Source organism: Arthrobacter sp. SPT-J7 (genome assembly GCF_059089965.1).
Map to the genome: position 1 here is coordinate 1 of NZ_JBNHFF010000067.1, position 13,789 is coordinate 13,789.

12 protein-coding genes and 1 pseudogene are annotated in these 13,789 nt (G+C 64.9%); 9 read left to right on the forward strand and 4 right to left on the reverse strand.

Translation table 11 applies throughout. The features are described from left to right. From AC5RWX_RS22910 to AC5RWX_RS22925, 4 genes and pseudogenes are all read left to right on the forward strand, one after another. Positions 1–288 (forward strand): annotated as a pseudogene (locus AC5RWX_RS22910) (sugar ABC transporter ATP-binding protein); the annotation flags it as partial. 104 nt (positions 289–392) lie between these two features. After that, complete coding sequence (locus AC5RWX_RS22915) at positions 393–1,481, forward strand: Gfo/Idh/MocA family oxidoreductase (protein ID WP_494098598.1); 1,089 nt, start codon at positions 393–395, stop codon at positions 1,479–1,481. Then, positions 1,481–2,275 (forward strand): TIM barrel protein, encoded by a 795-nt coding sequence (locus AC5RWX_RS22920; protein ID WP_494098599.1) that lies wholly within the window; start codon positions 1,481–1,483, stop codon positions 2,273–2,275. The genes AC5RWX_RS22915 and AC5RWX_RS22920 overlap by 1 nt, the downstream gene beginning before the upstream one ends. Further along, the gene (locus AC5RWX_RS22925; RefSeq protein ID WP_494098609.1) at positions 2,263–3,306 is read left to right on the forward strand and encodes a Gfo/Idh/MocA family oxidoreductase; all 1,044 of its coding nucleotides are present in this window, start codon (positions 2,263–2,265) and stop codon (positions 3,304–3,306) included. Before AC5RWX_RS22920 ends, AC5RWX_RS22925 begins: the two co-directional genes overlap by 13 nt. A 105-nt stretch (positions 3,307–3,411) precedes the next feature. On the opposite strand, the gene iolB is transcribed toward AC5RWX_RS22925, so the two are convergent. Together iolB and AC5RWX_RS22935 are read right to left on the reverse strand one after the other, a co-directional pair. Then, complete coding sequence (gene iolB, locus AC5RWX_RS22930; RefSeq protein WP_494098600.1) at positions 3,412–4,305, reverse strand: 5-deoxy-glucuronate isomerase; 894 nt, start codon at positions 4,303–4,305, stop codon at positions 3,412–3,414. Between the two features lie 17 nt (positions 4,306–4,322). After that, positions 4,323–5,063, reverse strand: a complete 741-nt coding sequence (locus AC5RWX_RS22935; protein WP_494098601.1) for a GntR family transcriptional regulator — start codon at positions 5,061–5,063, stop codon at positions 4,323–4,325. 274 nt (positions 5,064–5,337) lie between these two features. Between AC5RWX_RS22935 and AC5RWX_RS22940 the strand changes: the two genes are divergently transcribed. Beyond that, a complete protein-coding gene (locus AC5RWX_RS22940; protein WP_494098602.1) occupies positions 5,338–6,492 on the forward strand; it encodes an LOG family protein in 1,155 nt (384 codons plus the stop codon). Positions 6,493–6,659: 167 nt separating this feature from the next. Here AC5RWX_RS22940 and AC5RWX_RS22945 read toward each other — a convergent pair whose 3' ends face one another. Next, positions 6,660–7,859, reverse strand: a complete 1,200-nt coding sequence (locus AC5RWX_RS22945; protein ID WP_494098603.1) for a VIT1/CCC1 transporter family protein — start codon at positions 7,857–7,859, stop codon at positions 6,660–6,662. 251 nt (positions 7,860–8,110) lie between these two features. Between AC5RWX_RS22945 and AC5RWX_RS22950 the strand changes: the two genes are divergently transcribed. Further along, positions 8,111–8,347 (forward strand): hypothetical protein, encoded by a 237-nt coding sequence (locus AC5RWX_RS22950; RefSeq protein WP_494098604.1) that lies wholly within the window; start codon positions 8,111–8,113, stop codon positions 8,345–8,347. A 78-nt stretch (positions 8,348–8,425) separates the two neighbouring features. Here AC5RWX_RS22950 and AC5RWX_RS22955 read toward each other — a convergent pair whose 3' ends face one another. Then, complete coding sequence (locus AC5RWX_RS22955; protein ID WP_494098605.1) at positions 8,426–9,946, reverse strand: sodium:solute symporter family protein; 1,521 nt, start codon at positions 9,944–9,946, stop codon at positions 8,426–8,428. A gap of 272 nt (positions 9,947–10,218) precedes the next feature. On the opposite strand from AC5RWX_RS22955, the gene AC5RWX_RS22960 reads away from it, so the two are divergent. The 3 genes from AC5RWX_RS22960 (at position 10,219) to AC5RWX_RS22970 (ending at position 13,726) form a co-directional block, all read left to right on the forward strand. Beyond that, a complete protein-coding gene (locus tag AC5RWX_RS22960) occupies positions 10,219–10,794 on the forward strand; it encodes a cupin domain-containing protein (RefSeq protein ID WP_494098606.1) in 576 nt (191 codons plus the stop codon). 150 nt (positions 10,795–10,944) lie between these two features. Then, positions 10,945–12,009, forward strand: coding sequence for an agmatinase (gene speB, locus AC5RWX_RS22965; protein WP_494098607.1), 1,065 nt, complete (start codon positions 10,945–10,947; stop codon positions 12,007–12,009). Between the two features lie 4 nt (positions 12,010–12,013). Beyond that, the gene (locus tag AC5RWX_RS22970; protein ID WP_494098608.1) at positions 12,014–13,726 is read left to right on the forward strand and encodes a thiamine pyrophosphate-binding protein; all 1,713 of its coding nucleotides are present in this window, start codon (positions 12,014–12,016) and stop codon (positions 13,724–13,726) included. Positions 13,727–13,789: the final 63 nt, after the last annotated feature.

The window sequence follows — 13,789 nt, forward strand, 5'->3', positions numbered from 1 at the left end:
GGACTCGGCGTCATCTTCATTACCCACAACCCGCACCACGCCTTCCCTGTCGGAGACCGGTTCCTGCTCCTCAAACGGGGCAAATCCATCGGCTACTACGACAAAAAAGACATCACCCTCGATGAGCTCACCGCCCAAATGGCCGGCGGCGCAGAACTTGCCGAACTCGCCCACGAACTCGAACAGCTCGGCGGACACGGTGACGTTGTCAAGGAAGTCCAAGCCGAAGTTTCTGGCGTTGCCCACACCGCGGACCCAGTGATGGAAAGCAGCCCACGGCACCTTTGAGCCTCTGCGTCGCCCAACCTAAGGCAGCTACAAAGAACTGGCCTCTAAGCCCCACGATTTCCACCACGATGCGCACCTGCACGCACCATCGAAAGGACGAGCCTTTGGCTTACATCTCCCAGCACACCTCGGCAGCGCCCGTACCTGTACGGATCGGACTCATCGGCTCTGGCTGGATGGGTGCATTCCACGCTGAGAGCGTTGCCCGACGCCTCCCCGGTGCGGTCCTGACCGCAATTGCGGACCCTGACACCGAATCCGCCCGGAACCTTGCACTGGAACTGGGTACCGCCAAGGTGACGGCCAGTGCAGACGACATCTTCGCCGATCCGGAGGTTGATGCCGTAATCATAGCCAGCCCGGCACGGTTCCACTCACCGCTGATTGTCCAGGCCGCCGCCGCCGGAAAGCACGTTTTCTGCGAGAAACCGGCCGGTCAATCCCTGGCGGAACTCGACGCAGCGCTCGCGGCCGTGGACGAGGCCGGCGTCCTGTTCCAAGTTGGATTCAACCGTCGGTATGCCGACGACTTCCGGGCAGCGAAAAAAGACCTCGCCGCCGGAGTTGCTGGAACCCCCCAACTCCTGCGGTCGCTGACCCGCGATCCCGGGACCGGGAGCATCGCCAATGCCTCCAGAGTCCCGGCATGGACCATCTTCCTGGAAACGCTCATCCATGACTTCGACACCCTTAACTGGTTCAACGAGGGGGCAGAACCCGTAGAGGTGTATGCCGTGGCGGATGCACTGGTGGAACCGTCTCTGCGCGATCAGGGTTTCCTTGACACTGCTGTAGTGACCATCCGGTACAGCAATCGTGCCGTGGCGGTGGCCGAAGCGAACTTCAGTGCACTGTATGGGTACGACATTCGCGGTGAAGTCTTCGGCTCCAAAGGCATGGTCCAGGCCGGCAGGGCCACCGAAACCGCGGCCAGGCGCTATACCGCCGAGGGACTCTCAGCGGACACGCCACGCCTCAACGTCGAGCTGTTCCGCCAGGCCTACACGGACGAACTCGCCGACTTTGCCTCGGCGGTGCGGGCAAAGCGCGACGGCGGGCCCTCGCCGTCGTCCGATGTCACCCTCATGCCTGGCGCCGCCGACGCCCGCCGTGCCCTGGCCATCGCTCTGGCCTGCATTGAATCGGTTAAACGCGGTGCCCCGGTTGCAGTCACCGAGAAAGCGAACGTCTGATGCGGCTGGCGGTCTGCGCGGAAATGGTCTTTCTGGACCTTCCGATCGTGGAACGGGTACGGCGGATCCACGAGGCGGGATTCGACGTGGAGCTGTGGGATACCCGGGACAAGGACATCCAGGCGCTGGCGGCGACAGGAGCCGTCTTCTCCTCCATGACCGGCTACACGTCAGGCAGCCTGGTGGATCCGGACACAGCCGATGACGTGGTGCGGACAGCTGAATCACTGATCCCCACGGCCCTTGAGCTCGGCGTAAGCCGCATGGTGGTCCACCCCGCGGAACTGGTGCAGGGGCAGGCCGCCCGCCCCGTCTACCGTTCCTCCGGCCGTATGTGGGCTACCGGCGCGCGTACCCTCCAACGGCTGGGCCGCCTGGGCGAACAGCATGGTGTGACGTTCTGCCTGGAAAACCTGAACACCATCGTCGACCATCCCGGTATTCCGCTGGCACGGGCCAAGGACGCCCTCGCCTTGGTTGAGGCCGCCGGGCACTCGAACGCCAAACTGATGCTGGATCTCTATCACGCGCAGCTGGGGGAGGGGAATCTTATCGAACTGGTGAGGTCGGCCCTGCCGCACATCGGTGAAGTCCAGGTGGCGGACGTTCCCGGACGCTGCGAACCGGGCACGGGGGAAATCAATTATGCAGCTGTGGCCCGGGCCCTTGCCGAGGCAGGCTATGAAGGCACCGTCGGGATGGAGGCGTGGGCGAAGGATGACAGCATCGCAGCCCTCGACGCTTTCCGGACAGCCTTCACTGTCTATGCGGAGGACAAACCATCAAAGACGTAACACTGGGCCTGGTTGGCGTGGGCCGGATTGGCCAGATGCACGCCAAGAACATCGCTGCACTCAACGGAGCGCTGAATCCGAGGGGAATCACCGTGAAACTCCGCCTCACGGACGTGTCCGAAGAGCATGCCCGGAGCGTGGCGGCCGGCTTGGGCGCCGAGTACCTCTCATCCACTGATGCATTGCTAGCCTCGGGCGTTGATGGCTTGGTGGTGGCCACCGGCACCGTCACCCACCCCGAACTGATCAAGGCGGGGGTGGACGCCGGCGTCCCCGTCTTCTGTGAGAAACCGGTGGCTATGAACGTTGCGGACGCCCTGCCGGTGCTGGACTACATCCAGGACAAGAACGGCGTGGTCCAGATTGGCCACCAGCGCCGTTTCGATGCCGGTTACCTTGAGGCACGGCGGGCTTACCAGGCCGGCGAGTTGGGGTGGATCCACTCCCTGCGTGCGGTTACCTGCGACATGGCCCCACCGCCGGTAGAGTTCCTTGCAACGTCCGGTGGGCTTTTCCGTGACTGCTCGGTCCATGACTTCGACATCCTGCGCTGGCTGACTGGCCACGAAATCGTCGAGGTCTACGCCAAGGGTTCGAACAACGGGGACCCGGCTATCGGCGAAGCAGGGGATGTGGATACTGCGCTGGTCTTGGTGTCTTTCGACGACGGGACGGTAGGCACGGTCTCGGCGACACGGTACAACGGGGCGGGCCACGATGTGCGGCTGGAAATCCAAGGGTCCAGCCGGTCGCTTGTGGTGGGTTTGGACGAGAATACTGCCTTATCATCGGCTGAACCCGGTGTCGCCTTTCCTTCAGGTGAGCCGCACAGGACGTTTGCCGAGCGCTTCGACCAGGCCTACCGTTCCGAGATGGCGGCCTTCGTTGAGCTTGTTCTGGGCCAGCGGGACAACCCCTGTACCCCCGAGGACGCTGTGGCCGCCTCCCGCGTGGCCGATGCCGCCCAGGAGTCCCTGGCCAGCGGCCTTCCGGTGCGGGTTGCAGGAGCCGTGGCCAGCCAAGTGCTGTGAGCGGCACCAAAACGGTGGGATCCATGAGCGGCGGACCAGAAGGGGCGGCCGCGCGATGGGGAAGCCTGCTTCACAGGGCTCCCCTATGCCACCGAGGGAAAGGGTTCAGGCGCCGAACGGCAGCCGCGGGTCAAGGTTCTGGCCATCCCAGCTCTGGCGGACCCAGCCGTGGTGCGGGTCATCGCTGATAAGCCACTCGCGGACAGGGCCGGGGCCTGCCATCACGTTAAGGTAATACAGGTCGTAGCCTGGTGCCGCCATTGCGGGGCCGTGCCAGCCGTAGGGAACCAGGACCACGTCGCCCGTACGGACTTCGGCCGAGACGTCGATGGGGCGATCGTCGGAGGCGTAGACCCGCTGGTAGCCGATGGCATCGGCGTCGGCGGGCGCCGCGGAACCGGCCGCAACCTGGGTCTCGAAGTAGTAGATCTCCTCGAGGTGCGTCTCGCCGTCCTTCTCCTCGTCGTGCTTGTGCGGTGGATAGGATGACCAGTTTCCGGCCGGGGTGAGGACCTCGCAGACAATAAAACGGTCTGCTTCCAACGCGGCGGGAGTACCGAAGTTGTGAACCTGGCGGGAGCAGTTGCCGGCCCCGCGCAGTTCCACGGGCGTCTCGGCCGCCGTCACCAGACGGGTCGGATAGGAGGCGTGTGCAGGTGCGGTGGCAACTGCTACCCGGCCGCCGTCGGCGGAACTGATGGTTACCGCCTTCCCGGTTCCCGAATACAGGACGTCGCTGGGGCCTTCAAACACGGTGGCGCGTCCGTTCAGTTCGTAGCCCGTCCCGTCCACAGCCACTGTGAAGGATCCGCTAAGGGGGACCACAATGCGTTCCTCGCCGGCGGCCGGAAGTACGACGTCGGCCCCTGCGGCGAGGGTGGCCACCTTCAGGCCCGTGTGCGCCCAGCCGTCCACGGTGAGGGATGAATCGGCCGTTCCGATCGAGACGTCCCATTTGCCGTCGGCTGCAGTGCCCAGGGGGTAGACCCAGTTAGTCATGAATATGGCTCCTTGCGTTAGCGCTGTACGAGTGTCATTTCGAAGCTGTACGAATCGGCGCGGTAGACGTGGTGGCCGGTTTCCACCCGTCGGCCGGTGTCATCCGTGGCCGTGCGTTCCATGGTGACCAGGGCCGAACCAGCCGGGGTGTCCAGCATGCTGGCCTGGTACTCATTGGCGATCATTGCGCCAATCCGCTGGTTGGCCAACCGGAAGTTGACGCCGCCGCGGCGAAGGATGGCATAGAGACCCTCCGCTGCCAGCATTGCCTCGTCCATGTCGGCGATGTCGTCGCGGACCCAGTTCTCCATGAGGGCCAGCGGTTTGCCGCCCACCTTTCGTAACCGGGTGAAGTGGTAGACCTTCGAACCCGCCGGCAGCTGAAGCGTTGCCAGCGTTGCTTCGTCCGCCTCAATATGGGAGAAGCTTAAGACTTCAGTGGTGGGTTTTTTGCCGTTGTTGGTGAGATCGTCGTGGAGGCTTGAGAGTTCCAGCGGTCGACGCACCTGGCTGGATACCACCTGGGTTCCCACGCCGCGCTTCCGGACCAGCAGCCCGGAACGGACGAGTTCGTCCATGGCCTTACGCATGGTGGGGCGGGAGAGGTTCAGCTGCGCCGCCAGGTCAATCTCATTGTCGAGGCGGCTTCCCGGTTCCAATACGCCGCTGTAGATGGCGGCTTCTATGCCCTGCACGATCTGGTGGTACAGGGGGACCGGAGAGGACCGGTCGATACTGAGACCCAGATTGTTCACCACGGTTAGTTCCTGTTCCTTGTTGCGGTTCCAACCCAGGGGGCTTAAACCGCGGACGGCCGCTTTGCCGCTATATGTTTGCTTGACAGGACATAGTCCCACTCCGATCGTAGCAGGCACTCCATGTCGGTCAAGGGTTCTGCTTATGATTACGGGCTGAATTCACGGAGTTCTCCATGTTCTGCGCACTCCTGACCAAAATGCCCCCGGGCCTAAGAGCGTCGCCGTGCATGCTGCCCTACGCTCGGTGGATCAGCAGCGTGACAGGAAGGAACGCGTGAACCTCTCCGGAAACCTTGGCCCCAGCCCCCACAGCCTCGACATAGACGACCTCGCCATCTTTGAACGCCTGATCAGCGCAGGCAGTGCGGACCTGAAAGGTTGGCACGCACAGTCGCTCGACCTTCGGGGCCGTGCCCCGGCCCTCGAACGGGTAAATGTAGAAGGAGCCATCTTCCTTGGCTGCACCTTCGACGAGGGGATGGAGGACAGCCTCCGGCGCCGCGGCGCCCTGATCTTTCCACGCCTGGAGGCAGTCCCCTTCAACCCATACCGGGGCAGTTTGTACTCGCCGGCAGAGCTATACGCCGGCCTCGCCGAAGCCCCCTACGAGGAACTTCCGGACGCACGCATTTACCAGTGGAGCATCCAGCCGGGGCAACGGCACCGGCTGGATGCCACCCTCGCGTCGGCGCTGCACGACCACGCCATCGGCGAAGCGCTGGATGAAGCGCTCCATTCCGGGTTCTTCTCCGGCCGGTCGGTGGTGGGTGTGATGGGCGGGCATGCTGCACAGCGGGGGAGTGCGGACTACGCCCAGGCCGCACAGCTGGGCAGGCTGCTGGCCAGGGACGGTCATGTGGTCGCCACGGGCGGCGGGCCGGGAGCAATGGAGGCCGCCAACCTGGGCGCCTACCTGAGCAAGGCGGACGACGGCGGTCTGCAAGCTGCACTGGCGGGCCTCGCCTCCGTCCCGGGGTTCCGTCCCTCGGTGTCCGCGTGGGCGCGGGCTGCGGCTGCCGTCGTCGCAGGCTATCCGGGCGGAACACCGTCCCTTGGCATCCCCACCTGGTACTACGGCCACGAGCCGCCCAACTACTTTGCCACGCACATCGCGAAGTACTTCGCCAACGCCATCCGAGAAGCCATTCTGCTTGAGCTCTGCCAGGGCGGCATCATCTTCCTGCCGGGAGCCGCAGGGACGGTGCAGGAAATTTTCCAGGACGCCTGCGAAAACTACTACGGCGCCCACGAAAAAATCACCCCCATGGTGCTGGTGGGCAGGCAGCATTGGGAACACCGGTATCCGGCGTGGCCCATGCTCCGCAGCCTCGCCAACGGCAGGCCCATGGAGGAACGTATCTTCCTGGTGGACACTGTGGATGAGGCAGTGGCCCTCCTTCGCGGCCAGCCGGGAAGCCGGCGTGGATAGGGCTGCTAGAGGTCCTTTCGGCACTGGGCAGGGGTTGTGCTCCGGCCTCCCCGGCAGTCCCGGCTTGGGGCCCGCCGGCACCCTGCCCGCCGAGACTCTGCCCGCCGAGACCCTGCCCGCCGGGACCCGGACCAACGCGGGCATCGAGGCAATCCGAAACCCTGCTGCTAGTGGACGACAGTGCCGAAGACCAGACCCAACAGGTACGTGACGGCGGCGGCACCCAGGCCGATGGCGAGTTGCCGCAGGCCGCGGGTCAGCGGCGAAGTGCCGGAGAGCAGGCCCACAATGCCGCCTGTCACCAGCAGGGCGAGGCCCACGAGTACGCCCGCCACCACCAGGGCAGCCACTCCGGTCAGTCCGAACAGGAACGGGAGGATGGGGACGATGGCGCCTGAAGCAAAGAAACAGAAGCTGGACAGCGCTGCGCCCCAGGCGGTGCCCACCGCCTCGTGCTGGTCCTCGGCCTTGGGGAGCTCCGGCTGCAGGGACAGGCTGGGGTCGCAGTCGCAGGACAGAAGGCCCATCCGTTCGGCGACGCGGTGCTGCGCCGCTTCCTGGGACATTCCCCTGGCCAGATAGACAAGCAGCAGTTCGTTGTGCTCGATGTCCAGCTTCGGGGCGGCTGCCAGGGTGACCTGCGTGGGGCGGGTGGCTGCCAGGAGCTCGCGTTGGGAGCGGACCGAGATAAATTCGCCGGCTCCCATGGACATTGCACCAGCCAGCAGCCCGGCAATGCCGCTGAGCAGCACCACGCTGCTGGCCACGCCCGATGCTGCCATGCCCATCACCAGGGAAAGGTTGCTGACCAGGCCGTCGTTTGCACCGAAGACGGCGGCGCGGAAGGTGCCTGCCAGCCGGTTGCGGCCGCGGGTGGCCAGTCCCCGCACCACTTCCTCGTGGATCTGCTCGTCGGCAGCCATGGCGTCAGTGGCGTTGGGATCCTTGGCGTAGGGGGAGCGGCCTTCTGCCCGCTGCGCCAGCGCCAGGACAAAGACGGAACCGAAGTGGCGCGCCAGGAAGCCGAGCAGCTGGCTCCGGATTGACGCGGGGCGGGCCTTGCCCGCGTGTTCGCCGAGGAGGCCCAACCAGTGGGCCTCGTGCCGTCCCTCTGCTTCAGCCAGGGCCAGCAGGATGTCGCGTTCTTCACCCTGCCGGTTCTGCGCCAGGTCCCGGTAGACGGCGGCCTCGGCGCGCTCGTCCGCCAGGTACTGGCGCCAGCGCCGGATGTCCGCGGAAGTGGGCTGGGCTACGGGCCGGGCTGCCGCGGCAGGCAGTGACGAAGCGGAAACCGAGGGGACGGAATCCGAGGGAAGGGACCCTGCAGGGGAGCCGCGGTGGTGATCTGGATCGGCGTGCTGGGACACGGAAACTCCTGGACTGGATGGGCATGGTTCGGCCCCATTGCACCGCCAGCTTACCGCGCAAATCCGCGGTTTTTCAGCTGGCTTCCCTCACTCCGGAGTTTCGGTGAGCCTTAAAAAGCGGGCTTCCGGAGGTATTTCGTGCAAGCAGCGCACCCTTGACCACGGCTCCCGGCGGTGCTGTGATGAAACTGTGGCGCACGCCAGCGCCCTCACTGTAAGAGCACGTCAGGCGAACAAACGGAGGTTGAATGATGAGCACCACCGGACCGCACGCGGACATGCCGCACCTGGAAGCCGTCGAAGCGGACCCCGCTTACGACTACGCAGAGGATGCACCCGTCAATGAGGACGACTGGGACACCGAGGATGACCTCCTGGACGAAGAGGAACCGGTAGTACAGCCGGCCCCGATAGTCATCGACGCCGAGGACCGCCCGGTCCCGCTGGACCCGGACGAGGTCCGCGATACGGAACGCGAGACGGAATAGGACAAACGACGGCGGCACCTCCCTTGGCTGGAATGCGAAGGGGAGGTGCCGCCGTCGTACGGGCAGCCGAAGCTGCTGCTACGGGGCGGAAACCCGTTCCGCTGGAGCCTCCGCGGCTTCCTGCCCGGCCACGCGGCGCTGCCAGTTGCGCATCACCTGGGGGTCGGTGGGCTTGGTCAGCAGGGAGACCGCGATGTACACCACGGCGGAGGCGAGTAAGCCGTAGTAAATCGGTTCATTAGCGTAGATGCCGTCCAGCGGCGCTTTGGCGTTGATTTCCAGGATGATCATGGTGCCCAGCGTGACTACTGAGCCCACAGCCATGGAGGCGGCCGCGGCAACCCCGGTGCCGCGCTTCCAGACCAGGCCGCCGAGGATGGCCACGAGGAGGCCGCCCACCAGGATGTCGTACGCGATGGTGAGGGCCGCGACCACGTCCTTGGTGATGATCGCGATAATGATGGCGATGATGCCCAGGGACAGGACCCAAATGCGGTTTGCCTTGACGTCGTGCTCGGGGTTGTCCGTGTCCTCCGTGTTGATGGTCTTGCCGAACCAGCTGGCCACAAACGGCAGGACGTCGGCACGGGCAACGGTTGCTGCGGCGATGAGGGCGCCTGAAGCTGTGGACATCATGGCAGCCACAGCGGCAGCCAGGACCAGTCCGCCGATGCCGACGGGCAGCAGGGTCTGGGCCACTTCGGCGTAGACGTCGTCCTTGGCAGCAATCTCCATGTTTGACAGTGCCACGCTGGCGCCCATGCCGATCAGCGCGCCGGCAACACCGTACAGGATGCAGTAAATGCCGGCAGTGGCGCCGCCCCACCGGGCCACTGTGGCCGTCTTGGCTGTGAAGACGCGCTGCCAGATGTCCTGGCCGATCAGCAGTCCGAGGGTGTACACCACGAAGTAGGTGATGATGGTCTGCAGGCCGATGCCGTCGATCTGAAAGAAGCTCTCGTCAACCCGGCTGCGGATGCCGTCGATGCCGCCCGCGGCGTTGAGGGTAAAGGGGAGCATCAGGAAGAAGATGCCAACAGTCTTGATGATGAACTGCACCTGGTCCGCCAGGGTGATGGACCACATGCCGCCCACCGTGGAGTAGACCAGCACAATGGCGCCCCCGACGGCGATGGCCAGTGCTCGGTCCCAGTCGAAGAGCACTACGAAGATGGTGGCGTAAGCGCCGGTGGACGTGGCGCAGAGCATCAGCGTGTAGGCGAGCATCACGATGCCTGATGCCTCGGTGGCCCTGCTCCCATAGCGGAGGGTAAGCATCTGCGAGACGGTGTAGATCTTCAGCTTCTGGATGGTCCCGGCGAACAGCAGGCTGAGGAGCAGGACGCCGGCGCCGATGGCGACGACCAGCCACATGCCTGAAATGCCGAACTTGTAGCCGAGTCCCACGCCGCCGACTGTGGAGGCGCCGCCCAGGACGACGGCGGCCATGGTCCCGGTGTAAAGGAAGGGGCCAAGGCGACGGCCGGCGACTAGGAAATCGCTGTTGTTCTTGGTACGGGATTTGCCCCACCAGCCGAATGCCAGCATGGCGAGAAGGTACACCACCACGATGGCGATGTTGATGACATTTGCGTCCACGTTGGACTCCTTGGAGCTGTCTGGCAGCCGGGGTGGTCGCCGGAATTGAAGGGGAAGCCAAAAATTGTGCACGAGGGGTTTGGCGAGAGTAGGTTCTCAGATATTGCCTCGTAGGCAACAATTGTTTTCCAAAGAGTAGGCTGTGACCGTGGTAACAGTCAAGGGGATGGCGCCCCACCCAGCCACGCACGCCACGCAGGCGTCACAGAAGCGGCTGGCCATTAGTATTGCTCCAGAGTGGGGCCGGGCGGCCGGCCATGAAAGGTACGCAGATGAAGGCACTGCCAGTTGAGCCGAGTAACGTACCCGTTGCCATCGGCTCCAGGATCCGGGCCGCGCGGCAGTCCCAGCGGCTAACCATTGAGCAGGTAGCTGACGCCACCGGGCTGACCAAAGGATTCCTCAGCCGGGTGGAGCGCGATCTGACCTCGCCTTCCGTGGCTTCCCTCGTGACGCTTTGCCAAGTCCTCTCAATTTCCATCGGAGAGCTCTTTGCTGCTCCGGAGACCCACCTGACCAAGCGCAATGACGGGCCGCGGATTTCGCTCGGCGGCCAGGGGATCGTGGAGCGCCTGCTCACGGCCCGCTCGGAGCGGCGCATCCAGATCATCCAGGCCTGCATTGAGCCTCACGGCCGCGGCGAGACGGAGCTCTACGCCGTGGACTGCGACGTGGACGTCCTCCATGTCATTAAGGGCAATATCAGGCTGATCCTCACCAACGAAGAATACGACCTCAGTGCCGGGGATACCGTGACCTTCCCTGGCCGGGAGCCGCACACGTGGGTCAATCCCACGGACCAGCCGGTGGAAGTCCTCTGGGTCCTGGTCCCTGCTGCCAGCCGCTGACCCAAAGCGCCTCCTGCCCCCATCCCGCACCTGACCGGACGAGCTGCGCCCTCGAAAAGCCTCAAAAGTAAACAGCTGGTGCACATAGGGAAACAAGCTGTATGATGACAGTCACATCAGTCCCTCAACTCCTCGAAGGAGAGGCCTCCATTGGAAGAGCTGCGCATCGAAGCCAACGGCAACCTTGGCCCCATCGATTCATCCCGTATTCCCCGTTACGCCGGGGCTGCCACCTATGCCCGCCTTCCGCGCTTGGACCAGGTGGAAAAGGCGGATGTCACGGTGGTGGGCGTTCCCTTCGACTCCGGCGTCTCCTACCGCCCTGGCGCCCGCTTCGGCGCTAACCACGTCCGTGAAGCCAGCCGGCTGCTGCGCCCCTATAACCCTGCCTGGGACGTGAGCCCCTTCGAAAACATCCAGGTGGCCGACGCCGGTGACATGGCGGTCAACCCCTTCAACATCAACGAGGCCATCGAGACCGTCCAGCAGAACGCGCTCGACCTCACCGCCGGCGGCAGCAAGCTGGTGACCCTGGGCGGTGACCACACCATCGCGCTGCCCCTGCTCCGCGCCGCCGCCGAGCGTGCCGGCGAACCTATCGCCATGCTGCACTTCGACGCGCACCTGGACACGTGGGACACCTACTTCGGCGCCGAATACACCCATGGCACGCCGTTCCGCCGTGCGGTCGAGGAGGGCATCCTGGACACGGAAGCCATCAGCCACATCGGCACCCGCGGGCCCCTTTACGGCAAAAAGGATCTCGACGACGACCACCGCTTTGGGTTCGGCATCGTCACCTCCGCTGACGTCTACTACCAGGGCGTCCTGGAGACGGTGGCCAAGGTGAGGGACCGGATCGGAAACCGCCCCCTGTATATCTCGGTGGATATCGACGTCCTGGACCCGGCCCATGCCCCGGGCACCGGCACTCCCGAAGCGGGCGGCATCACCAGCCGGGAGCTGTTGGAAATCGTCCGCGGCTTCCGTGGCATGAACCTGGTGGGCGCCGACGTCGTAGAGGTGGCCCCCGCCTACGACCACGCCGAAATAACTGGTGTGGCAGCAAGCCATGTCGCCTTCGAACTCGTCACCCTGATGGCAGACAATGCCGTGGCGGGGGATCGCCTTGGAGCGGCCACGGGCTACGCAGCCCAGGCCCTCGGCCAGGAAATCCGCCGCCCGGCGGGCTTTGCCGCAGCCGGCAAGGAGTAGCCGCATGATCGATTTCGTTCCGGAAACGGCCGCCGCCGCGCCCGCAGGTGACAGTGCAGGGACAGGTGCCCGCAATGGCGGGGACCTCGTTGTCGAAACGTTGGAAGCCCTGGGCGCGAAAACCGTCTTTGGCATCCCGGGCCAGCACGCGCTGGGGCTCTTTGACGCGATGGGGCGCGGCAACCTGCAGTTCGTGTCGTCGCGGGTGGAGAACAATTCCGCGTTCGCTGCTGACGGATATTCACGGGCAACCGGTGAGGTGGGTGTTCTTTTCCTGTCCACCGGCCCCGGTGCACTGACGTCCCTGGCCGGGCTGCAGGAAGCGTATGCCACCGGCGTTCCCATGGTGGTGGTGGCGAGCCAGATCCCGCTCGAGGGGCTGGGCGCCCGGCGCAAGGGCATGCTGCACCAGCTTGATGACCAGAAGGCGTCGGCCGCCAACGTCACCAAGAGCCAACGGCTGATCCAGCACGCATCGGGCATCCCCTCAGCCATCCAGGACGCCTGGACCGAAGCCATCTCATCCCCGCAGGGGCCGGTGTGGATCGAAATCCCGCAGAACGTGTTGCTGGACCCGATCATGGTGCCTCCCGTTGAGGACGCGCTGGCGGAAGCGGCGGACAATCCGCCGCGGGTGGAGCTGGTCCGCGAAGCGGTGAAATGGCTGCGGGCCGCGGAACGTCCGGCCATCATTGCCGGTGGCGGCACCCGGCGGGGCCGGGCAGAGAAGTCCCTGCTCTCCATCGCAGAAAAGCTTCGCGCCCCCGTGATCTGCACCCCGGGCGGCAACGGCGCTTTCCCCTGGAGCCATGAGCTGTCGCTGCAGTCCTGGATCGAGGACCGACACATGACTGATGTGCTGGAAGACGCGGACGTCCTGGTGGTGATCGGTTCGTCCTTGGGTGAGGTCACCTCCAACTACTTCACCTTTGAGCCGCGCGGCAGGATCATCCAGATCGACGCCGAACCCCGCGTCCTGGAGTCCAACCGGCCCGGGCTGGGCATCCGTGCTGACGCGGGACAGGCCCTGGCCGCCCTGGATGAGGCGCTGGTGGTTGAGCATGCCGAAACCAGGCCGAACTGGCACGGCATGTCGCCGGAGGACCTGGTGAAGGAATCGCTGGCGAAGGTCCGGGAACGCCTGGAATCCCAGGACCTGGGCAAGGAACTGAAGTTCATGGCCGACATCCGCGAAGCCGTCCCCGCGGACATGCAGACCTTCTGGGACATGACGATTTCCGCTTATTGGGGTTGGAGCTGCTGGGATGCCCGGGAGGGCCAGTTCCACTCCGCGCAAGGTGCCGGAGGGCTCGGTTACGGCTTTCCGGCCGCCATCGGCGCAGCAGTGGGACTGGAAACGGTGGGCAGGCCCGGCCGGGTACTTGCGGTATCCGGCGACGGCTCATCGATGTACTCCATCTCCGAACTGGCCACCGCCAAGCAGCACAACGTGCCTGTCACCTGGCTGATTGTGGACGACGGCGGCTACGGCATTCTCCGCGAGTACATGGTGGGTGCGTTCGGCAAGGCCACCGCCACCGAACTTGCGCGGCCGGACTTCGTCAAGCTCGCCGAAGCGTTCGGTGTTCCTGCCACAAAGGTGGCCCCTGAGGATGTGGGGGAGGCGCTGAAGGCGGGCTTCGCAGCCGACGGGCCCAACGTCGTCGTGGTGGAAACGCTCCTGAAGATGTTCGCGCCCACCCACTTGCCTGCATAACTGCTCCGTTTGGAAACCGGAGACCGAAAAAATTAAAGGCCCCGCAGCACGAGTCAGTGTTGC